Here is a 24,231-nt window from a genome sequence, read left to right as displayed (position 1 = left end):
AAAACCGCATGCAATCGCCGCGATTTTTGCTATCGCTGGCCGGCATCCTCTTCCCATACCAGAGTGCCGCCCATGCCTAGCCGCCCGCCGCTTACGCCCGTCGTCGATGCCCTCCCCGCAACCGTGCCGTTCGTCGGCCCGGAGGCGCAGCAGCGAGCCAGCGGCAGACCGTTCCGCGCGCGCATCGGCGCCAATGAAAGCAGTTTCGGCCCCTCGCCTTCCGTCATGGCCGCGATGCGCGCCTCCGCGCCGGACATGTGGATGTATTGCGACCCCGACAATCACGACCTGAAAGTCGCCCTTGCCGGCCATCTCGGCGTGCAGCTCAAGAACGTCGTCGTCGGCCAGGGCATAGACGGCCTGCTCAACATCGCGGTGCGCATGCATGTCGCGCCGGGCGACGCGGTCGTCACCTCGCTCGGCGCCTATCCGACCTTCAACTTCCACGTCGCCGCCAGCGGCGGCCGGCTGGTGACGATCCCCTACGAGAACGACCGCGAAAACCTCGACGGCCTGCTCGCCGCCGTCAGGCGCGAGAACGCCCACATGGTCTATCTCTCCAATCCCGACAACCCGATGGGCACATGGTGGGAGGCCGACGAGATCACCCGCTTCGTCGAGGCGCTGCCGGAAACGACGATGCTGATCCTCGACGAGGCCTATGGCGAGACCGGGCCGACATCGGCAATGCCGCCGCTCGACCCGGCGAAGCCCAACGTGCTCAGGATGCGCACCTTCTCGAAGGCCTACGGCCTGGCGGGCATCCGCTGCGGCTATGCAATCGGGGAGGCGCAGGCCATCGCCGATTTCGAGAAAATCCGCGACCATTACGGCGTCAGCCGCATGGCCCAGATCGCTGGCCTGGCGGCGCTAGCCGACCAGGCCTATCTCCACGAAGTCGTCGCAAAGGTCGCAGCCGGCCGCGACCGCATCGCCGAAATCGCCCGCGCCAACGGCCTCTCCCCGATCGCCTCGGCCACCAATTTCGTCACCATCGACTGCGGCCGCGACGGCGCAATCGCGCTGAAAGTGCTGCAGCACCTGATTTCGCGTGGCGTCTTCATCCGCAAGCCGATGGCGCCGGGCCTCGACCGCTGCATCCGCATCAGCGTCGGCCGCGACGACGAGCTCGACATTTTTGCGGAAGAACTGCCGGGGGCGTTAGAGATGGTGCGGGGCTGATCGGTTATTGCTCGCGCAGAGCGCCTTCGAAGATCGACAGCGCCTCACGGAATTTCTCGTGCTCCAGCAGCGCGAACCCGACACGCATGTGGCTTGGCGTGCCAAAACAATCTCCCGGAGCGACGAGCACTCCCCTGGCCGCGAGCGCCTCGCAGAAGGACCGGCTGTCGCGCCCGTCGCGAAACCGCGGGAAGCAGACGGTTCCGCCAGTCGGTTTCACCCAGGCAAGCACATCCGAGACGCGGTCCATGAAATCCGACAGCGCGTCGAGATTTTCGCTGGCGATGGCCCGGAGCCGCGCCAGGAGCACGTCGCGATGGGAGAGCGCATGCGCTGTCAGCGCTTCCAGAATCGGCGAGCTGCTGATCGTGAAATAGCTTCTTGCGTCTATGATCTTCGCGCGCCTCTCGGCATCCGAATCGACGATCCAGCCCATGCGCAAGCCGGCCAGCGACAGCGCCTTCGACATGTCGCCTATCGCAAGAACATTGTCGATCGGGGCGGCGGATGGCTGCGGTTCGCCGAAATAGAGTGGGTGATAGACTTCGTCGACGATCAGCGGCACGGCCTTTTGTGCCAGGGCGGCGGCGAGTTCTTTTATTTCATTGGCTGTCATTATCGCGCCGGTCGGATTGTGAGGGGTGTTCACCAGCGCAAGCACGGTGTCCTCATCCGTGGCGGTAAGCACATCGCCGGGCGACTGGAGACCGCCATTCTCCCCGGACAGCTTGCTGCGGCGCACGGCCAGCCCCCAGGCATTCGCCATAGCCTCGAAGGCCGGGAAGGCCGGCGACGGCAGCACGACGTTGCCGCCCGGACGGGCAGCCAGGCAGAAGAGGATCGACAGTGCTTCCGACGCGCCGGTAGTCACCACGACCCAGTCGGGATCGACGCCGAGAAACTTCCCGATCGCTCCGCGTAGCGCGGGGCTTCCCTCGGCCGGCGCGTAACTGACAGTCAATTCGTCGAGGCTTGCAGCGCTGTCGCCAAGCGCCAACACTTCGCCAACCGTCCATTTTGGTCCGGTGCTCGAGGCAAGGTCATAGGCGATCGGCGGTGTCGCAAAGCCGTATTTCGACAGCCAATGATCGAGCAGAAAGGGCGGCAAATCCATGGCGTAGCTTTCTCTGGCAGGTTTTCAGAAGAATCGATCGTCTCACGAGGCTTCTGCACTATCGGGCAAACGGCTTGCTTTCGCATAGGCCTGTCAGATGGAAAGCGTTGGCCGGCAGCGGCTCTTACGCGCCGCCGCCGAGAATCTCCTCAAGCCGATCGAGCAGCGGCCGCTGGCCCTCAATGATCCTTGCACGTGCATCCGCCAGCGAGAACCAGCCGGCGCGATCGATTTCGGGAAAGGAGGCGACGCGTCCGCTTCGCGGCGGCCATTCCATCTCGAAGCTGTTGCTTGTGAGAGTGGCGGGATCGAAATCGCATTCGGCCGCGAATGCGGTAACGGTCTTGCCGGCTTTCTGCCTGATGGCGCCGAGCGGCGTCATTTCGTCGGCGATCGTCCAACCGGTCTCTTCGGTGAATTCTCGCCGGGCCGCGGCTTCCGCATCCTCATTGTCAGCATATTCGCCTTTCGGGATCGACCACGCGCCCAGGTCGCGCTTTTGCCAGAACGGCCCGCCCGGATGCACGAGCAGGACTTCGATCGCCTCTGCCCGCATTCGATAGACGAGAGTACCTGCGCTTTTTGCCGCCATGCCTCAGCTTCAGCCGTTACCGCCATTCATGCAAGAACCTCTATTCACTTGAATTAATTGAACGTTCGTTTTATTATCTTTGCAAGGAGCGACTCATGGCGCGAACCACAGGTTCGGACGGCGGCAGGACGTTAGCCGCGACACGCGAGGCGGCGCTCGGGCTGATCGCCCGCCACGGCTACGAGGCCATGTCCATGCGCCAGCTCGCGGCGGAAGTCGGCGTCCAGGCGGCGGCGCTCTACCGCTATTTCCCGACCAAGCAGGACCTGCTTTTTGCGCTGATGCGCGAGCATATGGAGGGCCTGCAGGCCGCATGGGAAGCGGCGCGGCCCGCGACGAACGACCCGGTCGCGCGGCTCTCGGCCTTCGTCGAGAACCACATCCGCTTCCATGTTGCCCGTCGCCATTCCACCCATGTCTCGAACATGGAGTTGCGCAGCCTATCGAAGGACAATCTCAGCCATATCCTGCGCCTGCGGGCGGCTTACGAGAAGGAACTGCGCCATATCCTCCGCGCCGGCGCGGAGGCCGGGCTGTTCACTGTCGACGATGTCGGCATGACCGCGATGGCCATCATCCAGATGATCACCGGCGTCATCGTCTGGTTCCGGCCGGACGAGCGGCTCTCTGTCGAAGAGGTCGCAGAAACCTACCTTTCCATGACAAGGCGCCTCGTGGGCGCAGATGCCGCCAGGGAGAAGCGAAATGTACGACCGCACGCTGAATTTCGGGCTGGGTGAGGACATAGACAGCCTACGCGACCTGGTGCGCCGCTTTGCCCAGGACCGGATCGCGCCGATCGCGGCTGAGATCGACCGCAGCAATGTCTTCCCGGCGCCTCTCTGGGCCGAAATGGGCGCGCTCGGCCTGCTCGGCGTCACCGCCGATCCCGATTTCGGCGGCTCCGGCATGGGCTATCTCGCACATGTCGTGGCGATGGAGGAGATTTCTCGCGCGTCGGCCTCGGTCGGCCTGTCCTATGGCGCCCATTCCAACCTCTGCGTCAACCAGATCAACCGCTGGGCCACGCCCGAGCAGAAGGAAAAATACCTGCCGCCGCTGTGCTCCGGCGAGCATGTCGGCGCGCTCGCAATGTCGGAATCGGGTTCCGGCTCGGACGTCATCTCGCTGAAACTGCGGGCGGAAAAGAAGAACGACCGGTACGTCCTCAACGGCACGAAAATGTGGATCACCAACGGCCCGGACGCCGACACTATGGTAGTCTATGCAAAGACCGATCCGGAGCGACAATCGCGCGGCATCACCGCCTTCGTGGTCGAAAAGACTTTTGCCGGCTTTTCGGTGGCGCAAAAGCTCGACAAGCTCGGCATGCGAGGCTCCAACACCGGCGAACTGGTGTTCGAGGACGTCGAGGTGCCGTTCGAAAACGTGCTGCACGAGGAAGGGCACGGCGTCCAGGTCTTGATGTCGGGCCTCGACTACGAGCGGGCGGTGCTGGCCGGCGGCCCGCTCGGCATCATGGCCGCCTGTCTCGACGTGGCCGTCCCCTACGTTCACGAGCGCAAGCAGTTCGGCCAGCCGATCGGCGAGTTCCAGCTCGTCCAGGGCAAGCTCGCCGACATGTATGCTACGATGAGCGCCGCGCGGGCATATGTTTACGCCGTCGCCGCCGCCTGTGACCGCGGCGAGACCGCGCGCAAGGACGCCGCCGGCTGCATCCTGTTCGCGGCCGAGAAGGCGACGCTCATGGCCCTCGACGCGATCCAGCTTCTCGGCGGTAACGGCTACATCAACGACTACCCCACAGGCCGGCTGCTGCGCGACGCGAAACTCTACGAGATCGGTGCCGGCACCAGCGAGATTAGGCGGTGGCTGATCGGAAGGGAGATCATGGCGGAGGGAGTCTAATTGGTAGAGCTGTCCATATTGCCAAGGTTTGCATGTTTGCCATGTTCAGGCTTTTCTGGCAATATCCGATCTCGTACCGAGCGGAGTGAATGATGCCTCCTCCCAAGAAGGCTCGCGGGTTTGCCGAAGAAGCCGCTGAGTTCAACCACGCACAAGCTGTAGCCGGGACCGCTTCCCTCGGCCCTGTGAGGACGATAGTGGGTGAAGGCGGGCGGCTGGTCATCCCGGCCGAAATGCGAAAAGCAATGGGAGTCAAGCCGGGAGACACATTGGTCCTGAAGGTTCAGGATGGCGAACTGACTGCAATCTCTCAATTGGTCTCGATCCGAAAGGTCCAGGAGCGCCTGGCTTCCTACAAAACGCCGGGAGGGAGCGTGGTCGATGAGTTTCTGGCGGATCGGCGGGAAGAGCAACGACGAAGCGATGAGCGGCTCGACCAACTGCATGCTGAAGGCATGGCGATGAAGAAGCCATGACGGCATACATACTCGACAGCTCCGTCGTGCTCGCGGTGCTGTTCAACGAAAAAGGCGCAGACAACTCGTTGCGCTATTTCAAGGACGGGCAGTGCTGCGGCGTGAACGTTGCGGAAATCGTCGCGCGTCTGATCGATAAAGGCCGCACTCCGGATGAGGCGGTGAGCGACTTTGAGGCCTTGGGGCTGGGCATCTCCGGGTTCAGCCCTGAGAGCGCCATTCTTGCCGGGCGGCTGCGTCTGGCCACCCGGCACAAGGGCCTCTCGCTCGGCGACCGCGCCTGCATCGCGCTGGCCATCCACGAGAACGCCGTCGCTGTTACCGCCGATCGCTCGTGGGCCGACCTCGATCTCGGTTGTCCGATCGAGCTCATCCGCTGACGCGGATGCGCCCGATCATCCCGAAGTGGCGGTCTGTCAGAACCTGATATCCGCCGCCGAAGTCAGCTTGCGCTCGGCCGCGACCGCGCCCTCAAAGACCTCCCGCACGCCGGTGGCGGCCATCGGGTCGACATTGCGCAATCCCTTGAAATCGAGCCCCGTCAGTTCCTCGATGCGGCTTATCCGGACTTGCCTGAGGTCAAAGCGCCCGACGTCGAACCGCTCGGCGGCGAGATTGCTTATCAGGTCGGTCTGGTGCAGCACAAAACCGACGGCGCGCAGCCCGTCCTCCCGCGATCGGTAGGCTACCACCTTCCAGAAGGCACTCGGAATGAGCAGGCCGCGATGCGTCCTGTCGTCCTTGCCGAAGACCGGGCCGTTGAAGATCGACAGGCGCTGCATGTCCTGCTTGGCCTGGTCGGTGATGTGGTTCTCCAGTTCGCCCCAGAGCCGCAGGTCCTTCGGCTGCGACAGCTTGCTCTGGTTGAAGACCTCGTGCTGCGGCGCGCAATTGGTCCAGTGAAAAGTGTCGTCGTTGGCGAGTTTCGCCTCTTCGGCGGTCATGCCCCAGCCGGCGTCGTAGCGCCGGGCCAGGTGGCCGCGGTCGAGCGGATTGTTCTTGTAGAAGCGGTTGTCGGCCTGCGCGCCGGCGTCGATGCGCGGATCTATGAACCAGTCGTCGTTGCCGCGTTCCTCAACGAACGGCGCGCTGGCGTCGTAATTCACCGCCGAGACATAGGCCAGCCGCCGGTCCGCATTCATCAGGACGCTGAAATGGTGGTATTTCAGCTCGCCGGAACCGTCGGCGAGCATCGCCGGTTCGCCATGCCGCCGGTCGACCAGGTCGGGCATCGGCACCGCAACACCAAGAAAGCCGACATCGAAGCCCGGCCGGCCTTCATAGTCGGGCGCCGGCCGCACCCGCTCCGCGGCCGCCGTCTGGCCAAGTTCGGCGCGCACCGCGCGAGCGCCGCCGACCTCTACCGTGATTGTCACCGGCACGGTGATCGTCGCCGTTCCGGAAAGATCGACTGCGCATACATCCGCGGAGCTGCGGTCCGGTTTCGCGCCTTCTTCGTGCAGCGGCCCCATTTCCGTCGTGTCGGATTTCTCCAGCAGTTGCTTCAGCAGCGCGGCTTTCGCGGCCGGCAGATTCGTGACCTGCTTCAGGCGGTTGATGATGCGCGATATGCGGATGCCTTCATTGCCGACCCAGGCGATCTCCTCCACCGGCATGGAATCTTCGTCCCAGACGGTCCCGTCCCTGGTCAGATAATTGCCGGCCCCATCGCGCGCGGGCACCGAGGAATGATGCAGCGCCACCACCTCCCACCGGTCGTTGAACACCGGCGAACCGGACGAGCCGGGCTCGGTGTCGCCGAGATAATGCGCGAAGCCGTCGAGATCGCCCAGCGGCAGCGCGCTGAGCTCGTTCTCGCGGATCACCACCTCCTTCATCCGGCCCTGCGGATGCTGGACGATGTTGACCGGATCAGTGACCAGGATCTTGCCTTCCACGCCGACCAGCGGGCAGAAGCCGAAATCTGCAAGCCTGGCGTTGCCCACTCCCGGCGCGGGCCTCACCGCGACCAGCGCGAAATCCAGCGCCTTGTCGTTCAGAAAGAAGCGGTCGGGATCGAGGTGGAAAGACTGGACCGGCTTGCCCTTGCCGAGGCGGTCGCGCTGATAATCGAACTCGGCCACGCTGGCGGCCGCCCATTCGGCGCTCTCCAGCACATGCTCGTTGGTCAAGAGCAGCGACGGCGTCACCATGAAGCCGGTGCCGTAGCTGACCCCCCCGCCCAACTCGGTGCGGATGCGGGCCACAGAGCGCATGGCGAGCGAGCCGAGATCGAAGAACTCCGCCGAGAGAAAATCCTTGGTCGGCCCGATCACCCGCTCGACGAACAGCGCGTCGATATTGGCCTTGGTGACCGGCTTGCGCTCCGCCAGTTCGCGCACCCGCGCGGGCAGCGCAGCCTTCGCCTCGGACGCGATGCTTTCCAGCGGCGCGCGAAGCTGCTGGCGCAGCCGGTTGGCATGCTTGACGATGCGCTCCTTGCTGTCGACTTCGTCGTAGCGCCCCTCCGCCTTGGCCCGCGCCCGCTTCTCGCGTTCGGGCTTCGTCGCCTCCCAGCGATCGGCCGCCGCATCGATGATCTGCCTGGAAAAATGAAACCTGTCGCCCACAGTCTTTCTCCCCTACAAGTTGAATATTGCCTGGATAAATACTACTCCTGCGTGTTCTCCTTTGCAACGCCTGCCCACGATGCGCCAATGACGTGTCTGCCGCGTGATGGTTGCGGTTTGCCGCGGCTTCCCGGCGAAGGATCCGGCGCGCAAGCCTCTCCCGCCCCGCTGTTGCGCCGGCTCGCCCGACCTGTGTAAACATCCGGGTCCAGCGAACGGCGCAGCAGGCTTAAATGACCGTCATCCAGTCCCAGATCTCCCCCTCCTCCGACCTCTTCCGAGCCAATGCCGAGAAGATGCGCTCGCTCGTCGCCGACATTTCCGAGAAAGCCGCAACCGTACAGCGCGGCGGCTCGGACGAGGCCCGCGAACGCCACGCCTCGCGCGGCAAGCTTTTGCCGCGCGACCGGCTGACGCAACTCATCGATCCCGGCTCGCCCTTCCTCGAGATCGGCCAGTTCGCCGCCTTCGGCATGTATGACGACACGATAGCCTCCGCCGGCATGATCGCCGGCATCGGCCGCATCGAGGGCCGCGAGATCATGGTCGTCGTCAACGATGCCACGGTGAAGGGCGGCACCTACTATCCGCTGACCGTAAAAAAACATCTGCGCGCCCAGGAGATCGCGATGCAGAACAATCTGCCCTGCGTCTATCTGGTCGATTCCGGCGGCGCCAACCTGCCCAACCAAGACGAGGTCTTTCCGGACCGCGATCATTTCGGCCGCATTTTTTACAACCAGGCCAACATGTCGGCCATGGGCATCCCGCAGATCGCCTGCGTCATGGGCTCGTGCACGGCGGGCGGCGCCTATGTGCCGGCCATGGCCGACGAGTCGATCATGGTGCGCAACCAGGCGACGATTTTTCTCGGCGGCCCGCCGCTGGTGAAGGCCGCGACCGGCGAGGACGTGACGGCGGAGGAACTTGGCGGGGCCGACGTCCACACGCGGCTCTCCGGCGTCGCCGACCATTACGCGATGGACGACGACCATGCGCTGGCGATCGTGCGCCGCATCGTGCGCAACCTCAACCGCAAGAAGCAGATAGGCCTCGACCTTCGCGATCCGCTCCCGCCGCTTCATCCGGCCGACGAGATCTACGGCATCGTCCCGCAGGACACGCGCCAGCCATACGATGTGCGCGAGATCATCGCCCGCATCGTCGACGGCTCGGAACTCGACGAATTCAAGCAGAATTACGGGACGACGCTGGTCACGGGCTTTGCCCATCTCCACGGCATGCCGGTCGGCATCATCGCCAACAACGGCGTTCTTTTCAGCGAAAGCGCGCTCAAGGGCGCGCATTTCATCGAGCTCTGCTGCCAGCGCAAGATCCCGCTGGTCTTCTTGCAGAACATCACCGGCTTCATGGTGGGCAAGAAATACGAGGCCGGCGGCATAGCCCGCGACGGCGCCAAGCTGGTCACGGCGGTCGCCACCGCGCAGGTGCCGAAGATCACGATGATCATCGGCGGCTCGTTCGGCGCCGGCAATTACGGCATGTGCGGCCGCGCCTATTCTCCCCGCTTCCTGTGGATGTGGCCCAACGCCCGCATTTCGGTGATGGGCGGCGAGCAGGCGGCGACCGTGCTCGCCATGGTCAAGCGCGAGGGCATAGAGCGCCGCGGCAAGAAATGGTCGCCCGAGGAGGAAGCCGAATTCCGCCAGCCGATCCTGGAAAAATACGAGCGCGAGGGCCACCCGCTCTATTCCTCCGCCCGCCTCTGGGACGACGGCATCATCGACCCGGCCAAATCGCGCGAAGTGCTGGCGCTATCGTTGAGCGCGGCGCTGAACGCGGAGGTGAAGGAGACGCGGTTCGGGGTTTTCAGGATGTGAGGGGCCGGCCGGTAGATTCCCTCCGAGCAAACCTTCCCTACACATATCTTCGCTGTTTTATCCACGCCCGGCTGCATGCCGTTATCCTTCGTATTTTGGCGAAGGAAAGCAGGTATGCAGGATAGGGAACTGGAAACTTTCATCTACAGGTTAAAGGCCCAAATTGCCGCGAGTCGCGTCTTCGCCGCAGGTCTCCGGTTGCAACTTGCCTTCAAGCAGAACCCGAACTGGCATCTTCAGCCTCGCGTTCCAGCCGGCGATCCCGATGGTGGGCAGTGGTTGGCCTATCTTGTCGGCGCAGCCGGATCGTTGCTGCCGGTACTCCAGCGCGTCGGCCTCGCGGCGCTCCAGCGCCTGCGTACAGAGGCACGCCGCATTGGGCCAGTTCTACGGAGGCTCCCGCGACGCTGGGACGATTCGCTTCAGCCCTCGGAAGACAGCTATGACGACGAGACCCGACGTATCAGCCACAATTCATGGCAACGACGCGGCGAGCCCAACATACGCTTCCGCAATGAAGACGAGTTGCGAAGATATCTCGGCCCTGCCGGCCCTGGCCGCGAATGGCATCACATCGTCGAAAAGCGGCTCGCCGGTCGAGAAGGTTTCCCGCCAGAAAAAATACATAGCACCGACAATATCGTTAGCTTGCCAATCGAAGTTCACCGGCGCGTAAGTGCCAGAATGAGCATGCGTGACAAGGCGTACAACTTCAACATTCGCCGCTTTGGGATCGAGAAGCGTACATTCGCCGAACAATATGACGACGGACTGGATCTTGTTCGAGAGATACTGGAGGACTATGGCTATGACCCCTCGGACTTCTGAAAACTCTGTCCACGACCTGTTGCAGGCTTTTCTCGATTGTGAGGAACTGCGCATGCAAGCCGTACGCAGGCTGGATGTGCCGGAGGCAAACAAATACGTCTTGAAAGCTGCTGCTGCGGCCGAAGCGCTCTCCAAAACAGCGGAGGGCAGAGCTGAAATCGAGAAGCTTTTGGGGCACGCAACGCTCTACGTTCGAGTGAGGGCGGCGGGAGCGGTCATGGACTGGGCGCCTGACAAGGCGATCCCGGTGTTCGGCAGCATGCTCGATGCCGACCTTAGCTCGATTCCCTCGATAGACGAGAGACTGGACATTCGCGTGATCTCGAGGGACTGGCTTTACAAGCATTTCAACATCCGCAGTGCGAACCGTAACGACTTGATCGAACCGCTGCGGGCCTACGGCATCGAACTCGAGCATCGGGATGAATCTCGCTGGCAGTAGCATGGCATGACCGGGAAACCGGCCGCCTGGACATATCGCCTGGGCGGCGAACACGCCCCTCGCGCGATGGTCAAGCGCGAGGGCATAGAGCGCCGCGGCAAGAAATGGTCGCCCGAGGAGGAAGCCGAATTCCGCCAGCCGATCCTGGAAAAATACGAGCGCGAGGGCCACCCGCTCTATTCCTCCGCCCGCCTCTGGGACGACGGCATCATCGACCCGGCGAAATCGCGCGAGGTGCTGGCGCTCTCCCTCTCCGCCGCGCTAAATGCGGAGGTGAAGGAGACGAGGGTGGGCGTGTGGAGGATGTGATGAAGCAGAAAGCCGCTGAGACCGCGGGCGCGCCCGCGAAGAAACACCGCATCTACTCGATCAGTTTCGCGAGCGTTTACCCCCACTACGTGGCGAAGGCGGAAAAGAAGGGGCGCACCAAGGCCGAGGTCGACCAGATCATCTTCTGGCTGACTGGCTATGACGACGCCGGTCTCCAGACCGTCCTGGAAAACCGGACCGACATCGAGACTTTCATCGCGAAGGCTCCACGCCTCAACCCAAACTGCTCGCTGATCAAGGGCCTGATCTGCGGTGTTCGCGTCGAGGAGATCGAAGACGAGGTGATGCGGGAAATCCGCTACCTCGACAAGCTGATCGACGAGCTGGCGAAGGGGAAGGCGATGGAGAGGATCTTGCGAGCGGGGTGAGTTCGCACGGCGACGAATTCGGAGGTGGTTTCTGGTAGAGAAGCTGAGCTTCCAACCGATCTTGGAAAATACCAGCGCGAAGACCACCCGCTCCGTTCCTCCGCCCGCCTATGGACGACGGCATCATCGACCCGGCGAAATCGCGAGGCGCTGGCGCTGAGCCTCAGCGCCGCGCTGAACGCGGAGGTCAAGCAGACGAAGTTCGGGATGTTCAGGATGTGAGCCGGCGCTAGTCATTCTCGGACTTGACCCGAGGCTCTATTCTGGAATGGTGCCGCCTGCCTGACGAACAACAAGGAATTACCCATGCAATACGCGATCCTGGCCTACCATCCCGAGGGCGTGGTCCAATCCTGGACCGAGGAGGAAAACAAAGCGCGGATGGATAAGTTGCTCAAGATCAACGATCGGCTCGTCGCCGAGAAGCATCTCGGCCCCGCCGCGCGGCTCGGGCCAACCGAGGGCGCCAAGACCCTGCGCGGGCCGGGCGACGGCATGGTCATCGACGGCCCTTTCGCCGAAACCAAGGAGCAGCTGTTGGGCTTCTATGTCGTGGACTATCCGTCGATCGACGATGCGCTCCAAGTTGCGCGGGAGCTGCGCCGCGCCAATCCCACTGCCGTCTACGAAATTCGCCCGATTATGCTCTATCTGCCGGGAGCGGAGCTGGGGGGAAGTGGGGAGGGATAGGCTGCTGCTGGGGGCGGCCGGTCCTCCGCCCATCTCCTATCCCACAGGCGCTGCCAGCAGTTGTTCGATAAACCTGAACGCCGCCGGGCGGTTCTCCTCCCAGGTCGGCATGATCTGGTCGGCGGGCAAGACAAAACCGCCCTCCTCGAAGGTGCGAGGCCTGAGCTCGATCGTGAAGGACGGGATGCCGTAGGTCCCATAGGTCCAGTCCGTCGTGTCGCCCGCGGTCGGGTAGAGCTCGGAAGACGGCTGCGGGACGTAGACCTTGCCGTGCACTTCCTTGATCAGTTCGTGCATCTCGCCGGCCGTCACCACCATCTGCTCGCGATGCTGCAGGTCGGGGATGGGCTTGTCCGTATAGCCCCAGGGCCAGAGGATGAGCTGCGAATAGCTGTGGTAGGTGATCACGCCCGCGAAGCGCTCGCAGCCGACGAGGTCGCGGACCGCCTGCGTCTCCGGCTCGGAGAAGGCGCGCGGGCCGACATAGGTTTCGTCGCTCGGCACGTGGCTGGAGGTCGGGATGTCGAGCGTGCCCCACATGTAGCCGTAGTTGCGGTTCGGGTCGACGCCGAACGAGCCGTCCGCATTCCGCCGGCGGTTCTTGCGCCAAAGTCGCGCTTGCGTCCGGCTGTGCTCGTGGCCGTCCGGGTTGACCATGGGTGCGACCCAGATCTCGCCGCTGCCGAGCCAGCCGGCGATCGGCGCCTCGTCGGCCCGCTCGACGAGTTCCTTGGCGAGCAGGAAGGGCACCTCGACCGCGATCCACTCGCGCGCGTGGTGGCAGCCCATGAAGAGGAGTTTTGGCACGCCGCCGCGGCGCTCGCCGATCCGCAGCGCAAGGATCGGCCGCCCCTCGATGCTTCGGCCGATCTCCTTCAGCTCGGCGATGTCCGGCCTCGCTTCCGCGAGCCGCCGAAGCTCCTCCTCGAGGCTTGCCGCCGAATGATACTGCTCCGCCGCGGCGGCGGTGGCGAAGGCGCTGAGGTGCCGTTCCACATCCTCCAGCTGCTCCACTTGGTAGCCCATGGCCGACAGCCGATCGAGCTGAGCCTCGGTTCCACGCAGGATCAGATGGTCCGGCTTGACCTCCCAGACGTCGATGCCCAGCGGCACCCGTAGAATGTCCCCGAGCGGATTCTGCGGCCCCGAAGACGTGACCTTGGCGATGAGGTTCATGCGACCACTCCTTCGCTTGAAAGAATCCGGTCAGGGACCCGCCGGTTTCCCGTCGCGGCGATCGGGCGCGCCGCTTTCCAGGTTGGCGATCGTGCGGAGGCGCTCGACGCTGGCCACGTGTCGGCGCTCGATTTCGGCGATCGTCTGCTCGGAGGCAGCCGCCACGACGGCGCTTGCTTCCCGTTCCCAGACGTCGAGGCTCAGCGGAAGCTTCAGGAGATCGTCGACTGTGCGACCCACGACTGGAGTGATGCGAACCAGCCAGCGGACCGTCGCGCGTTCCGCCATATCAGGTGCTCCTCGGCATATCTGGCAGCCGCAATTTTAGTCCCATCCAAAAAGAGCTGCAATGCCGCGCCATCTTTGGAGTAGCGCCGATGCAACTGAGAGCAGCCACGGAACACACTCCGCATTCCGCGCGTTGCTTGTTTTCCGAACACTGGTACAAAGTCCGAATGTCGAATCTCAGCCGCCGCAGGCTTCTCACCCTGGCCGCCACGGGCGCCGCTTCCGCCGCGCTCGCCGCTTGCACCAGCACGCGCGAACGCGCCCCGACCGCCTACGCCCAGCCGGCCGCCCCTTTCCAGGGTCCGCAGCTCAGTCTCGATCCCGCCTTCGGCGACCCGCGCCTGATGTATGCCGCCATGGTCGACGAGGGCCATCAGATCCCGGCCGTGCCGGTCGAGCAGATCGACCCGAAATATTACCGGCAGATCGTGCCGAACCCGACCGGCGAGGCGCCTGGTACCGTCGTCGTCGACACCGGCAACCATTTTCTCTATGTCGTGGGTAGTTTCGAGCAGGCAATCCGCTACGGCGTCGGCCTCGGCCGCGAGGGTTTCGAGTGGGCTGGCCGCGGGGTGATCGAGTGGAAGCAGAAATGGCCGCGCTGGTTCCCGCCGAACGAAATGATCGACCGCCAGCCCGAGTTGGAAAAGTACCGCGCGAAGCAGATCCCCGGCACCAATGAGTGGCTAGGCGGCATGCCGGCGGGCGTCAACAACCCGCTCGGCGCGCGCGCTCTCTACATCTACCAGGACGGCAAGGACACGCTGTTTCGCCTGCACGGCTCGCCGGAATGGGCCTCGATCGGCAAGTCCGTGTCCTCGGGCTGCGTGCGGCTCATGCACCAGGACGTCATCGATCTTTACGACCGCGTGCCCGAAGGCACGCCGATCGTCGTCACGGGCGGATTGCCGCCGGTCGCGGTCGCGCAAGTGCAATTCTGACCGGATCGGGCCTGCCACACCCCCTGCCGCGCCATCATAATCCTCGGCGTCCTTCCTGCCGGGAACGCACCGGAGTCGTTCGACAGCGGGGAAGGATCGGCGTTTCCGTTCCATGGCCGACGAAGCCATGGGGCCGGAGAGCATCCGTCCAAGGGTTCCCCTCGGGACACTACGGTCCCGGCGTGCTGGAGGAGCACACAGGCGGACCGGCAAAGGCGGTGGCGAAAGCCATCGCCGAGATGGCGTTAGGCCGAAGGCCGGAGCGCTGTCACAGCCGGCCCCGCGCAGTTGGAACGGGCGGGGACAGAAATCGCCGGCGGGGCGCGGAAGCTGCGCCACGTATTTAGTTTCGGAAGGCTCGGCCAAGCGCCCCGCTTCCCGACCTTTTTGCAAAAGCCAGGGCGGAAACGCAGCGTGGCAAAGGGAGAGGTGCATGCCGGGACTATTTTACTTTCTTTCCGCGGAAAGGCGGCAGCGCGTCATCTCCCAGCAAGGGCAGATATCCGCCGCGACATTTGCGCCGCCTGCCCGCCACACCTAGAATGCGGCCGGGCGGCGGACCAACAATCCAGGGAGCGAAAATATGCCATCGAATTTCGTCTGGTACGAGTTGATGACCACCGACCTGGACGCTGCGACGGCGTTCTACAAGACTGTGGTCGACTGGGATTCGGAATCCTCCGACACCCCCCAGATGCGCTACACGATCGTGAAGGCCGGCGACAAGCCAGTCGCCGGACTGATGACCATTCCGGAACATGCCGCGAAGATGGGCGCGCGGCCGGCCTGGACCGGCTATATCCTTGTCGACAACGTCGACACCGCGACCGAAAACGTGAAGAAGGCCGGCGGCGCGGTCCATCGCGAGCCCGCCGACATTCCCGCAGTCGGCCGCTTCTCGGTCGTCGCCGACCCGCAGGGCGCGACGTTCGTCCTGTTCAAGCCGCAGGGCGAGGGCCAGCCGCCCGCGCCGCCCATGACGCCCGGCCATGTCGGCTGGCATGAGCTCTACGCGGCCGAGTGGAAAAGCGCCTTCGACTTCTATGCCGGCCAGTTCGGCTGGACCAAGACCGACGCCATGGACATGGGCGAGATGGGAACCTACCAGCTCTTCGCCACCGGCGCAGGCGGCGACGCGATCGGCGGCATGTTCAACAAGCCGGCCGATGTGCCCGCCCCGTTCTGGCTGTTCTATTTCAACGTCGGCGACATCGATGCCGCTGCCCAGCGCGTCACCGGCAATGGCGGCAAGGTGCTGATGGGGCCGATGGAGGTGCCCGGCGGCGGCTGGGTCCTGCAGGCGACCGACCCGCAAGGCGCGATGCTCGCGCTGGTGGGCTCGCGCGGTTGATGGCATTGGCGCCGGGGACAGTTTACTTTTTCGCCCGGGAAGGGCATCGACGGCTCCGCATTCGCGCAAGGGGCAAAAGTAAACTGTCCCCAATGGAGACCCGATGTTCGCCAAAATACTGATCGCCAATCGCGGCGAGATCGCAGTCCGCGTCATCCGCACCGCGCGCAAGATAGGCGTGAGGACCGTCGCCGTCTATTCGGACGCCGACGCCAAATCGATGCATGTCGCCATGGCCGACGAGGCGGTGCATATCGGCCCCTCGCCGGTCGGCGAAAGCTATCTCGTCGGCGACAGGATCATCGCGGCCGCCAAGGCGACCGGCGCTGAGGCGATCCATCCCGGCTACGGATTTCTGTCGGAAAACCCGGATTTCGTCGACAAGGTGACGGCCGCGGGCCTCGTCTTCATCGGCCCCTCGGCCGCCTCGATCCGCGCAATGGGCCTGAAGGATGCGGCCAAGCTCCTGATGGAAAAGGCCGGCGTGCCGGTGGTGCCCGGCTATCATGGGGACGGTCAGGGGCTGGTGCTGCTCGCCACCAAGGCGCGCGAGATCGGCTATCCCGTGCTAATCAAGGCGCGGGCCGGCGGCGGCGGCAAGGGCATGCGGCGGGTTGAAAGCCCCGACGATTTTGCCGAGGCGCTGTCGGGCGCCAAGCGCGAGGCCAAGGCATCGTTCGGCGACGAGCATGTGCTGGTGGAAAAATATGTCGACAAACCGCGCCACATCGAAGTGCAGGTGTTCGGCGACAATTTCGGCAATGCGGTGCATCTGTTCGAGCGCGACTGCTCGGCGCAGCGCCGCCACCAGAAGGTCATCGAGGAGGCCCCTGCCCCCGGCATGCCGGCCGAGATGCGAGCGGCAATGACCGACGCCGCGGTGAAGGCGGCGAAGGCGATAAAATATTCCGGCGCCGGCACGATCGAGTTCATCGTCGACGCATCCGAGGGGCTGCGGCCCGACCGCTTCTGGTTCATGGAGATGAACACCCGCCTGCAGGTCGAGCATCCGGTGACCGAGATGGTCACGGGCGTCGACCTAGTCGAATGGCAGTTGCGCGTCGCGGCAGGCGAAAAGCTGCCGATGGCGCAGAGGGAGATAAAACTCGACGGCCACGCCTTCGAGGCGCGCATCTATGCCGAGGATCCGGCACGCGGCTTTCTGCCGGCCATCGGCACGCTGCACCATCTGAAATTCGCCGATGTGGCGGCAGGCGCGAAGTTCCGCGTCGAGACCGGCGTGCGGGCCGGCGACGCCGTCTCTCCCTTCTACGATCCGATGATCGCCAAGCTGGTCGTGCACGGGCCCGACCGGGAGACGGCTTTGACGGCGCTCGCCGACGTGCTGGAGCGCACAGAGATCGCCGGATCGATCACCAATACGAGCTTTCTGGCCGCCCTTGCCCGCGACCCAGATTTCGCCGCAGGCGATGTAGATACTGGGCTGATCGCCCGCAAACAGGAGGCGCTGACCGCCCGCCCGCCCGCCCGCCCGGAAACGATTGCGCAGGCCGCCCTCGCCGCTTCGGGCATGGGAAGTGCCGGCGCGTCGAGCGACCCCTGGGACGCGCTCGCCGGTTATGCGCATTTCCACGCCGGCGCGCGGCGAACGGTTCTGCGCCATGGTGAGGAGGAGATTGTCGCGCGGATCTCGGCACGGCCGGACGGCCGGTTCGAGGTGGTTTTGAATGGCAATGTCCCTCACTCCCTCGCCGTGAACAACGAGGATGAGGGGCAGAATCACTCGTTGCGCATCGCGCGCTGGCCGGGCCATGTCACAATCTTCGAAGGCGCGGCGTCCTATACATTCGCCGTACAAGACCCGTTCGCGAAAGCCGCCGACGCCGAAGCCGGCGTCGCCTCGATGCGCGCGCCGATGCCGGGGCTGGTGAAGGTGGTGAAGGCCGCCAGCGGCGAGACGGTCAGGAAGGGCCAGCCGCTGCTCATCCTCGAAGCCATGAAGATGGAGCACACGGTAGCCGCCCCGCATGACGGCGTCATTGCCGAGATCGCGGCGGAAGGCGCGCAGGTCACCGACGGAACGGTGCTGGTGCGGTTCGAGGAGGCCGTTTAGCCGGCCTCCTCCGCATCCGCTCCTCAGGAATCGAGCGCCGGCTGCTTCGTCCTGCGCAGATAGGGCAGCACGCGGTCGAAAGTGCCGAAACGCTTCGTCGCGTCCTCGTCGGAGACGGCTGCCGTGATGATGACGTCCTCGCCCGGCTTCCACTGGGCCGGCGTCGCCACTGCATGCTTCGCGGTCAACTGGATCGAATCCAGCGCCCGCAATATCTCGTCGAAGTTGCGGCCGGTTGTCATTGGATAGGTGAGCATCAGCTTGATCTTCTTGTCGGGACCGATCAGAAAAACTGAGCGCACCGTCGCATTGTCGGCCGGCGTCCTGCCTTCCGACGTGTCGCCGGCGCCCGCCGGCAGCATGTCGTAGAGCTTGGCGATGGACAGCGTCGGGTCGCCGATCATCGGATAGTCGACTTTGTTGCCCGACAGTTTTTCGATGTCGGCCTTCCATTTGTGGTGGTTGTCCACCGGATCGACCGAAATGCCGATCATCTTGGCGTTCCGGCGCGCGAACTCGTCCTTCAGCCCGGCCATGTAGCCGAGTTCGGTGGTGCAGACGGGTGTAAAATCCTTCGGATGCGAGAAAAGCACGGCATAGCCGTCGCCGATCCACTCATGGAAGGTGATAGGACCTTCCGTCGTGTCGGCGCTGAAATCGGGGGCGGTATCGTTGATGCGAAGGCCCATTTTAGTATCCTCCCGGTTGATCTCGTGTCGCGCCTCGGCGCGTCAAATGGCGGCGAGGAGCCGAAGCCGGAATATTGCGACAGGCCGGCGAAAAAGGAAACACCGCGCCGGTTGTTCCCACCGGTCGCGGCGTTTTCCTGTCCAGCATGATTCCCGGAAGCGTCCCACACCCCGAACCCGCTGCCCTTCCCCGTCCTGACTTTCGCGCGGCTGGCCCGCCTCCAAGCTGCCGCGTTCTTCAAAATTGAGGCCGATCCGTCTTCGCGGCTTCAGCCCGAAACTGTTGGATGCTCAGTGCATCGTCATCCATTCGCGGGCTTCGCGCAGCGCCCGTGCGATTTCCTGCTTCGACATCGTCGCCGAAAGCTCGGAGCGCAATTCCGCGGCCCGGTCCGAGCCTTTTATCGCCGCGATATTGAACCATTTGTGGGCGGTGACGATGTCGACCTCGCAGTCGCGGCCGGTCGCATACATCATGCCGAGCTCGAAAAGAATGTCGGCCTGGGCGGTTGCGCCCATGGCGCCGAAACCTGCCTCAAACATTTCAAAACGTGCCATTTGACCAAGTCCCTGTGCTGTTCCTGAGAGCTGCCTTTTTGCCGTCCCGGCCTGCTCTTCCGATGCTTTGGACAATGCCGCGCAGCCTTGAATCCGTCGTTAAATGGCGTGCTTAATTTGCCGCAAACAAAGTTCAAACAAGAGGTAAACTTCGGAATTCATTAGGGATATGGAGGCTTGGATTGCTTGGCATTTGGCTGAAATTTGCCGAAAATTTCGCCCGGAGGACGAAAGAATTCATTCACCACGAAAGCCGTTCGCATATTCGCATCCGCGTTTCGGGGGCGGGAAAGCCGCCTGAAAATACCAGCGGCTCTTCCCTAGCGGCACCGCTTTTGTTTTTTCCCCGCTTGGACTAGCTTTACGTTTGCGTAAGGTACAGCGGGCTGAGGAGAAGCGCCCGTCGATCACCCAAGGGAGGACACGAGATGTTTCGCAGACTGAGCATGGCCTTGGTCACCACTATGCTTTTGGCGGGGGCCACCTATGCAGACCCGATTGAAGGAAACTGGAAGACGCAGAGCGGCGAGACGGCGGCGATCGGCGCTTGCGGCGGCGGCTTCTGCATCACGCTGAAGACCGGCAAGCATGCCGGCAAGCAGATCGGCAAGCTCTCCGCCAGCGGCGGCAGCTATTCGGGCCAGATCACCGATCCGGCCACCGACAAGACGTACAAGGGCAAGGCCTCGATCAGCGGAAGCTCGATGAAGATGAGCGGTTGTGTGCTTGGCGGCCTGATCTGCAGGAACCAGACCTGGACCAAGCTTTAGGCGGCCCGCCTCAGCAGGGAATCAATCAAAGCCCCGCGAAAGGAACCTCGCGGGGCTTCTTCGTTCCAGCTTGCTGGCGCTCGGCGGGCTGGCCGACCACCAGCGCCTTCTGGGCGGAGCTACGCCAGCCAGTTCTGGGCCAGCGCATAATTGTCGCCTTGATCGACGCAGGGGTTATCATCCTCGCAAGGCGATGCGTTCATCCGCCGCACAGTCTGTCGAACTTTCGCCATCAGATACCGTGAGTATGTCCCCGAGATCGGATGGCCATGCGTGGCCCTTCCGGGTCGATGGTATCCGGCAGCCGCAGCCGGCCGAGCGCTTCTCAACAATGTTGAACGTCAGATGAACGCAGGCATCAGAGCCGGTTCAGCCGCGATAACGCAATCTGCGTTCCATCGAAGGAGACGCCCACATGCTCGCCCGCCGGTTCACGATAGTCTGCCTGCTCATGACCCTGTTCGGCATGCTGTTTTCGATGCTCGTGGCGCATTCAAGCCGTCCCGCCCGTTCGTGGGAGATCGGCATGGCCGTACCCTGCGTCTTCGATGATGGTTTTCGTTGCGCTCCGCCCCAACGCAAATAACTGAACTGCACTTCTGGAATTTATGACAATGAACCGCTTCGCCGCCCAGACACTCAAGACGCTTCGGCTCCTGCCGCGGGCGGCGTTCATCACGCTGCTGCTCGCAGCGCCGGTGCTTGCCGTCCCGATGGCGCGCGGCGAAATCGGCACTACGATCGACGCGCCGAAGATGAAGAAGAAGGGCGCCGGCTTCGTGATCCTCATGAGCCTGCAGAGGGGCTAGGGTAAAAATTGCGCTGCGACCAGCTTTCGCGGTCCATACCCCTCCCGCGCCTCATTCCAAGTCTCTATAATGGGTCATGGAAAAGAGAATCTATCCCGAACCGATACAGACAATCGCCTCGCCGGAGCCGTTCGCGCGGCAGAGCTTCACCGACCCGCGCGAAGCGGTCGCAGCGCTCGATGCGCTCTACCGGCGCAACACCGCTTTCCTGCGCGATTCATTCGTAGCACTCGGCAATGGCGGCGATACCAACTGCAAGTACCGTGCCTACTATCCTGAAGTCGGCGTCACCACGTCGTCCTATTCCCAGGTCGATTCGCGGCAGGCCTACGGCCATATGCCCTCGCCCGGTCACTACACGACCACCATCACCCGGCCGGACCTGTTCGAGCCCTATCTCGTCGAGCAGCTCGGCCTGATCATGCGCAATCACGGCGTGCCGGTGGTGGTGTCGGAATCGGAGACGCCGATTCCGGTCCATTTCGCTTTCCTCGAGGGCACCCATGTCGATGGTTCGATCGCCGAGCGTATCAAACGGCCGATCCGCGATTTGTTCGATGTGCCGGATCTCGACGGCACTGACGATCTGATCGCCAACGGCACGTTCGAAGCCGTCCCCGGCGAGCCGCGGCCGCTTGCGCCGTTCACGGCACAGCGCATCGATTATTCGCTGCACCGCCTGACCCACTATACCGCGACCAGCCCGCAGCATTTTCAGAACTTCGTGCTGTTCACCAATTACCAGTTCTATATCGACGAGTTCTGCGTCTATGCGCGCGAGCTGATGGCCAAGGGCGGCCAAGGCTATTCGGAATTCGTCGAGCCAGGCAATGTCGTAACCCTTGCCGGCGAGACCCATCCGACCGGGGGCGCCACCCCGTCCCGCATGCCGCAAATGCCGACCTATCATCTGAAGAAGCCCGGTCATGGCGGCATTACCATGATCAATATCGGCGTCGGCCCGTCCAACGCCAAGACCATCACCGACCACGTCGCCGTGCTGCGGCCGCACGCCTGGCTGATGCTTGGCCATTGCGCCGGCCTGCGCAACACGCAGGCGCTCGGCGATTACGTGCTGGCGCATGCCTATGTGCGCGAGGACCATGTGCTGGACGCCGATTTGCCGGTGTGGGTGCCGATACCGCCGCTCGCCGAAATCCAGGTGGCGCTGCAGGAGGCGGTCGCCGAAGTCACCGGCCTGTCAGGCTATGACCTGAAGCGCATCATGCGCACCGGGACCGTGGCCACAATCGACAACCGCAACTGGGAATTGCGCGAGCAGCGCGGGCCGGTGCAACGCCTGTCGCAGTCGCGCGCGATCGCGCTCGACATGGAATCGGCGACGATCGCGGCTAACGGCTTCCGCTTCCGCGTGCCCTACGGAACGCTGCTCTGCGTTTCCGACAAGCCGCTGCATGGCGAACTGAAGCTGCCCGGCATGGCGTCGGAGTTCTATAAGCGCCAGGTTGCCCAGCACCTCACCATCGGCATCCGCGCCGTCGAGAAGCTGGCCGAGATGCCGATGGACCGGCTGCATTCGCGCAAACTTCGCAGCTTTTCGGAAACCGCTTTCCAGTAATTTGCAGGCCGCGGCCATCATGAATGGGCCGCATTTCTGCCGATAAGAGCCGCGGATGAACCGGACGAATTTGCGAACCATGATATCGCTGCTTGCCTTGGCCGCGGCAGCGGCGCTCTCGCTGCCGCTGATCGCCGGCTTCTTCGGGAAGGTGCATCCGGCCTTCGATTCCTTCTCGCATTTCCGCATCCATCTGGCGGCGATGATGGCAGGCTGCGCGGTCTTGCTGCTCGCATGCTCGCTGGTGAAGGAAGGGGCGGTGGCGCTTACTTTCGCGGCGGCCGCAGTCGCCACCACGTCCGCATCGATGTCCCTGCCCTGGCTCGGACAGGTGCACGCAGCCCTGCCTGCAAAGGATCAACGGGCCGTCTATCGCCTGCTGCACATGAATGTGCGTTTCGACAATCCCGAGCCGGGAAGAATCCTGTCGCTGATCGGCCGTGTCCAGCCCGACGTGATTACGCTGAACGAAGTGTCGATGATGTGGGCGGAAAAACTCGATCTGCTCTCAGCCGCCTTCCCGCATCGCATTGTCTGTTCGCGCCCCGGCCGATATTGGCAGGTCGCGATTCTTTCGCGGCGGCCCTTCGCGGCGAACACCATGCCCGAATGCGACGAGCGCGGAGCCTTCGCTGTCGCCGCAGTCGATTTCGGCGGGCGGCCGGTGGAAGTAGCGACGCTGCATCTCGGCTGGCCATGGCCTTACGAGCAGTCCTGGCAGATCGACAAAGTCGCGCCGCACCTGGCCAGGCTCGGCGATACGGCGCTGCTTGCCGGCGACATGAACGCGACGCCGTGGAGCGCCGCCGTGTCGCGCGTCGCACAGGCCGGCGGACTGACGCTGACGCCTTCGCCGGGGGCTACATGGCTGTCGCGCCGCCTGCCCGATTGGTTCCGCTCCTTCGGGCTGCCGATCGACCAGATTTTCTCCAAGGGCGACGTGCAAGTGAATTCCGTGCGCACGCTGGAGGATTCAGGCTCTGACCACCGGCCTGTGCTCGTGGAATTCTCGATCAAGCCGGCCGAGCGTGCCACGCCCGACCCCGTAACCGTCTTTCTCGATCGCAAGACGTCCGAGAAAGGCTGAACGGCGAACTACTCGCGCGTCAGCATATCCAGCAGCCGGTCGACATTGCCGCCCTCGCCATGCTCGACTTCGTCGAACCGGGCCTGCCGGGCTTCGTATTTCGCGTAGACGGCGTCGATGATGCGCTCGAACTGCCGCTTCGACCTGATGCACAGGTCGTCCCTCCTCGCCAGCCTCGACACCGATTTGTGGGCCGCAAGAACCATCTGGCGCGCCAGCCGCCCATGCATCTCCTCGTGCTGGCGCACGCCGGCCATGAAGGCCTTCCAGCGCCGCTCCAGCTTCCGCGATGCCGGCCGGGCAAGCGCCGGATAACGATAAACGATGGACAGGGTCGCATCCGCGGATTTCAGGCGGCACTTGCTGCCGGACCTTAGCCAGTCGTCGTCCCATTCGACTTTGTAGCGGGTCTGCGCCATGGCGCGGGCGAGCAGGCCGTAGCGAGGCCCCCTGAGATCCATAGCGTCGAGCAACGCCTCGCCGGTGTTGCCGACTATGGAATAGGTTTCCGTTTTGACCGAGATTTTGACCCCGCAGAGCGCCGGGCTCGCGGCTAGGCAGGCCACCAAAGCAATGCAGATCCCCCGCATGCGCTTGCTCCCACAGA

The 24,231-nt window shown here is 63.7% G+C and carries 26 protein-coding genes and 1 pseudogene; 18 read left to right on the top strand and 9 right to left on the bottom strand.

Features of this window, described 5'->3' with window-relative positions:
- The first annotated feature begins 72 nt into the window (after positions 1-72).
- Positions 73-1,182 (top strand): pyridoxal phosphate-dependent aminotransferase, encoded by a 1,110-nt coding sequence (locus ABVK50_RS07865; protein ID WP_353642089.1) that lies wholly within the window; start codon positions 73-75, stop codon positions 1,180-1,182.
- A gap of 4 nt (positions 1,183-1,186) precedes the next feature.
- Here ABVK50_RS07865 and ABVK50_RS07860 read toward each other — a convergent pair whose 3' ends face one another.
- The gene (locus ABVK50_RS07860; protein ID WP_353642090.1) at positions 1,187-2,296 is read right to left on the bottom strand and encodes a pyridoxal phosphate-dependent aminotransferase; all 1,110 of its coding nucleotides are present in this window, start codon (positions 2,294-2,296) and stop codon (positions 1,187-1,189) included.
- A 124-nt stretch (positions 2,297-2,420) separates the two neighbouring features.
- Complete coding sequence (locus ABVK50_RS07855) at positions 2,421-2,888, bottom strand: NUDIX domain-containing protein (protein ID WP_353642091.1); 468 nt, start codon at positions 2,886-2,888, stop codon at positions 2,421-2,423.
- A gap of 95 nt (positions 2,889-2,983) precedes the next feature.
- On the opposite strand from ABVK50_RS07855, the gene ABVK50_RS07850 reads away from it, so the two are divergent.
- The 4 genes from ABVK50_RS07850 to ABVK50_RS07835 all read left to right on the top strand — a co-directional run bounded on the left by ABVK50_RS07850 (position 2,984) and on the right by ABVK50_RS07835 (position 5,613).
- Positions 2,984-3,628 carry a TetR/AcrR family transcriptional regulator gene (locus ABVK50_RS07850; RefSeq protein ID WP_353642092.1) on the top strand — a complete coding sequence of 215 codons (645 nt, stop codon included), beginning with the start codon at positions 2,984-2,986 and terminating at the stop codon, positions 3,626-3,628.
- Positions 3,594-4,757: an isovaleryl-CoA dehydrogenase gene (locus ABVK50_RS07845; RefSeq protein WP_353642093.1), complete on the top strand. Its 1,164-nt coding sequence runs from the start codon at positions 3,594-3,596 to the stop codon at positions 4,755-4,757. Before ABVK50_RS07850 ends, ABVK50_RS07845 begins: the two co-directional genes overlap by 35 nt.
- A 92-nt stretch (positions 4,758-4,849) precedes the next feature.
- Positions 4,850-5,233, top strand: coding sequence for an AbrB/MazE/SpoVT family DNA-binding domain-containing protein (locus tag ABVK50_RS07840; RefSeq protein WP_353642094.1), 384 nt, complete (start codon positions 4,850-4,852; stop codon positions 5,231-5,233).
- Between the two features lie 26 nt (positions 5,234-5,259).
- On the top strand, positions 5,260-5,613 hold the full coding sequence (locus ABVK50_RS07835; RefSeq protein WP_353642095.1) for a type II toxin-antitoxin system VapC family toxin: 354 nt from the start codon (positions 5,260-5,262) through the stop codon (positions 5,611-5,613).
- Positions 5,614-5,649: 36 nt separating this feature from the next.
- Here the strand turns inward: ABVK50_RS07835 and ABVK50_RS07830 are convergent, their stop codons facing one another.
- Entirely contained in the window at positions 5,650-7,803 is a 2,154-nt protein-coding gene (locus ABVK50_RS07830) for a DNA/RNA non-specific endonuclease (protein WP_353642096.1), read from the bottom strand.
- Positions 7,804-8,036: 233 nt separating this feature from the next.
- Here ABVK50_RS07830 and ABVK50_RS07825 point away from each other — a divergent pair, with 233 nt between their 5' ends.
- The 6 genes and pseudogenes from ABVK50_RS07825 to ABVK50_RS07800 all read left to right on the top strand — a co-directional run bounded on the left by ABVK50_RS07825 (position 8,037) and on the right by ABVK50_RS07800 (position 12,302).
- Positions 8,037-9,644, top strand: coding sequence for a carboxyl transferase domain-containing protein (locus ABVK50_RS07825; RefSeq protein WP_353642097.1), 1,608 nt, complete (start codon positions 8,037-8,039; stop codon positions 9,642-9,644).
- 114 nt (positions 9,645-9,758) lie between these two features.
- The gene (locus ABVK50_RS07820; protein ID WP_353647021.1) at positions 9,759-10,472 is read left to right on the top strand and encodes a hypothetical protein; all 714 of its coding nucleotides are present in this window, start codon (positions 9,759-9,761) and stop codon (positions 10,470-10,472) included.
- Positions 10,447-10,914, top strand: a complete 468-nt coding sequence (locus tag ABVK50_RS07815; RefSeq protein ID WP_353642099.1) for a hypothetical protein — start codon at positions 10,447-10,449, stop codon at positions 10,912-10,914. The genes ABVK50_RS07820 and ABVK50_RS07815 overlap by 26 nt, the downstream gene beginning before the upstream one ends.
- Before the next feature lie 39 nt (positions 10,915-10,953).
- A pseudogene (locus tag ABVK50_RS07810) lies at positions 10,954-11,223 on the top strand (carboxyl transferase domain-containing protein); the annotation flags it as partial.
- Positions 11,223-11,612: a DUF2200 domain-containing protein gene (locus ABVK50_RS07805; protein WP_353642100.1), complete on the top strand. Its 390-nt coding sequence runs from the start codon at positions 11,223-11,225 to the stop codon at positions 11,610-11,612. The pseudogene ABVK50_RS07810 and the gene ABVK50_RS07805, both read left to right, overlap by 1 nt.
- A 306-nt stretch (positions 11,613-11,918) precedes the next feature.
- Complete coding sequence (locus tag ABVK50_RS07800) at positions 11,919-12,302, top strand: YciI family protein (RefSeq protein ID WP_353642101.1); 384 nt, start codon at positions 11,919-11,921, stop codon at positions 12,300-12,302.
- A 36-nt stretch (positions 12,303-12,338) separates the two neighbouring features.
- On the opposite strand, the gene ABVK50_RS07795 is transcribed toward ABVK50_RS07800, so the two are convergent.
- Complete coding sequence (locus ABVK50_RS07795; RefSeq protein ID WP_353642102.1) at positions 12,339-13,478, bottom strand: M14 family metallopeptidase; 1,140 nt, start codon at positions 13,476-13,478, stop codon at positions 12,339-12,341.
- 30 nt (positions 13,479-13,508) lie between these two features.
- Positions 13,509-13,766 (bottom strand): hypothetical protein, encoded by a 258-nt coding sequence (locus ABVK50_RS07790; protein WP_353642103.1) that lies wholly within the window; start codon positions 13,764-13,766, stop codon positions 13,509-13,511.
- 167 nt (positions 13,767-13,933) lie between these two features.
- On the opposite strand from ABVK50_RS07790, the gene ABVK50_RS07785 reads away from it, so the two are divergent.
- From ABVK50_RS07785 to ABVK50_RS07775, 3 genes are all read left to right on the top strand, one after another.
- Entirely contained in the window at positions 13,934-14,707 is a 774-nt protein-coding gene (locus ABVK50_RS07785) for a L,D-transpeptidase (RefSeq protein WP_353642104.1), read from the top strand.
- 583 nt (positions 14,708-15,290) lie between these two features.
- Positions 15,291-16,058, top strand: a complete 768-nt coding sequence (locus tag ABVK50_RS07780) for a VOC family protein (protein WP_353642105.1) — start codon at positions 15,291-15,293, stop codon at positions 16,056-16,058.
- 103 nt (positions 16,059-16,161) lie between these two features.
- Positions 16,162-18,132 (top strand): acetyl/propionyl/methylcrotonyl-CoA carboxylase subunit alpha, encoded by a 1,971-nt coding sequence (locus ABVK50_RS07775; protein WP_353642106.1) that lies wholly within the window; start codon positions 16,162-16,164, stop codon positions 18,130-18,132.
- A 23-nt stretch (positions 18,133-18,155) separates the two neighbouring features.
- On the opposite strand, the gene ABVK50_RS07770 is transcribed toward ABVK50_RS07775, so the two are convergent.
- Positions 18,156-18,821 (bottom strand): peroxiredoxin, encoded by a 666-nt coding sequence (locus ABVK50_RS07770; RefSeq protein WP_353642107.1) that lies wholly within the window; start codon positions 18,819-18,821, stop codon positions 18,156-18,158.
- 291 nt (positions 18,822-19,112) lie between these two features.
- A complete protein-coding gene (locus ABVK50_RS07765) occupies positions 19,113-19,379 on the bottom strand; it encodes a sel1 repeat family protein (protein WP_008839559.1) in 267 nt (88 codons plus the stop codon).
- Between the two features lie 428 nt (positions 19,380-19,807).
- Between ABVK50_RS07765 and ABVK50_RS07760 the strand changes: the two genes are divergently transcribed.
- The gene (locus ABVK50_RS07760) at positions 19,808-20,149 is read left to right on the top strand and encodes a DUF2147 domain-containing protein (RefSeq protein WP_353642108.1); all 342 of its coding nucleotides are present in this window, start codon (positions 19,808-19,810) and stop codon (positions 20,147-20,149) included.
- Positions 20,150-20,507: 358 nt separating this feature from the next.
- Here the strand turns inward: ABVK50_RS07760 and ABVK50_RS07755 are convergent, their stop codons facing one another.
- Positions 20,508-20,642 (bottom strand): hypothetical protein, encoded by a 135-nt coding sequence (locus ABVK50_RS07755; protein ID WP_353646070.1) that lies wholly within the window; start codon positions 20,640-20,642, stop codon positions 20,508-20,510.
- Positions 20,643-20,763: 121 nt separating this feature from the next.
- Between ABVK50_RS07755 and ABVK50_RS07750 the strand changes: the two genes are divergently transcribed.
- The 3 genes from ABVK50_RS07750 to ABVK50_RS07740 all read left to right on the top strand — a co-directional run bounded on the left by ABVK50_RS07750 (position 20,764) and on the right by ABVK50_RS07740 (position 23,624).
- A complete protein-coding gene (locus ABVK50_RS07750; RefSeq protein ID WP_353642109.1) occupies positions 20,764-20,958 on the top strand; it encodes a hypothetical protein in 195 nt (64 codons plus the stop codon).
- A 76-nt stretch (positions 20,959-21,034) separates the two neighbouring features.
- Positions 21,035-22,537, top strand: a complete 1,503-nt coding sequence (locus ABVK50_RS07745; RefSeq protein WP_353642110.1) for an AMP nucleosidase — start codon at positions 21,035-21,037, stop codon at positions 22,535-22,537.
- Between the two features lie 55 nt (positions 22,538-22,592).
- Complete coding sequence (locus ABVK50_RS07740; protein WP_353642111.1) at positions 22,593-23,624, top strand: endonuclease/exonuclease/phosphatase family protein; 1,032 nt, start codon at positions 22,593-22,595, stop codon at positions 23,622-23,624.
- A gap of 8 nt (positions 23,625-23,632) precedes the next feature.
- Here ABVK50_RS07740 and ABVK50_RS07735 read toward each other — a convergent pair whose 3' ends face one another.
- The gene (locus ABVK50_RS07735) at positions 23,633-24,214 is read right to left on the bottom strand and encodes a DUF922 domain-containing protein (protein WP_353642112.1); all 582 of its coding nucleotides are present in this window, start codon (positions 24,212-24,214) and stop codon (positions 23,633-23,635) included.
- Positions 24,215-24,231 lie beyond the last annotated feature (17 nt).

The organism is Mesorhizobium sp. WSM2240, from assembly GCF_040438645.1.
Taxonomy (GTDB): Bacteria; Pseudomonadota; Alphaproteobacteria; order Rhizobiales; family Rhizobiaceae; genus Allomesorhizobium.
Note: the sequence above shows the minus strand (reverse complement) of the source record. Positions and strands in the feature narration are given on the sequence as shown.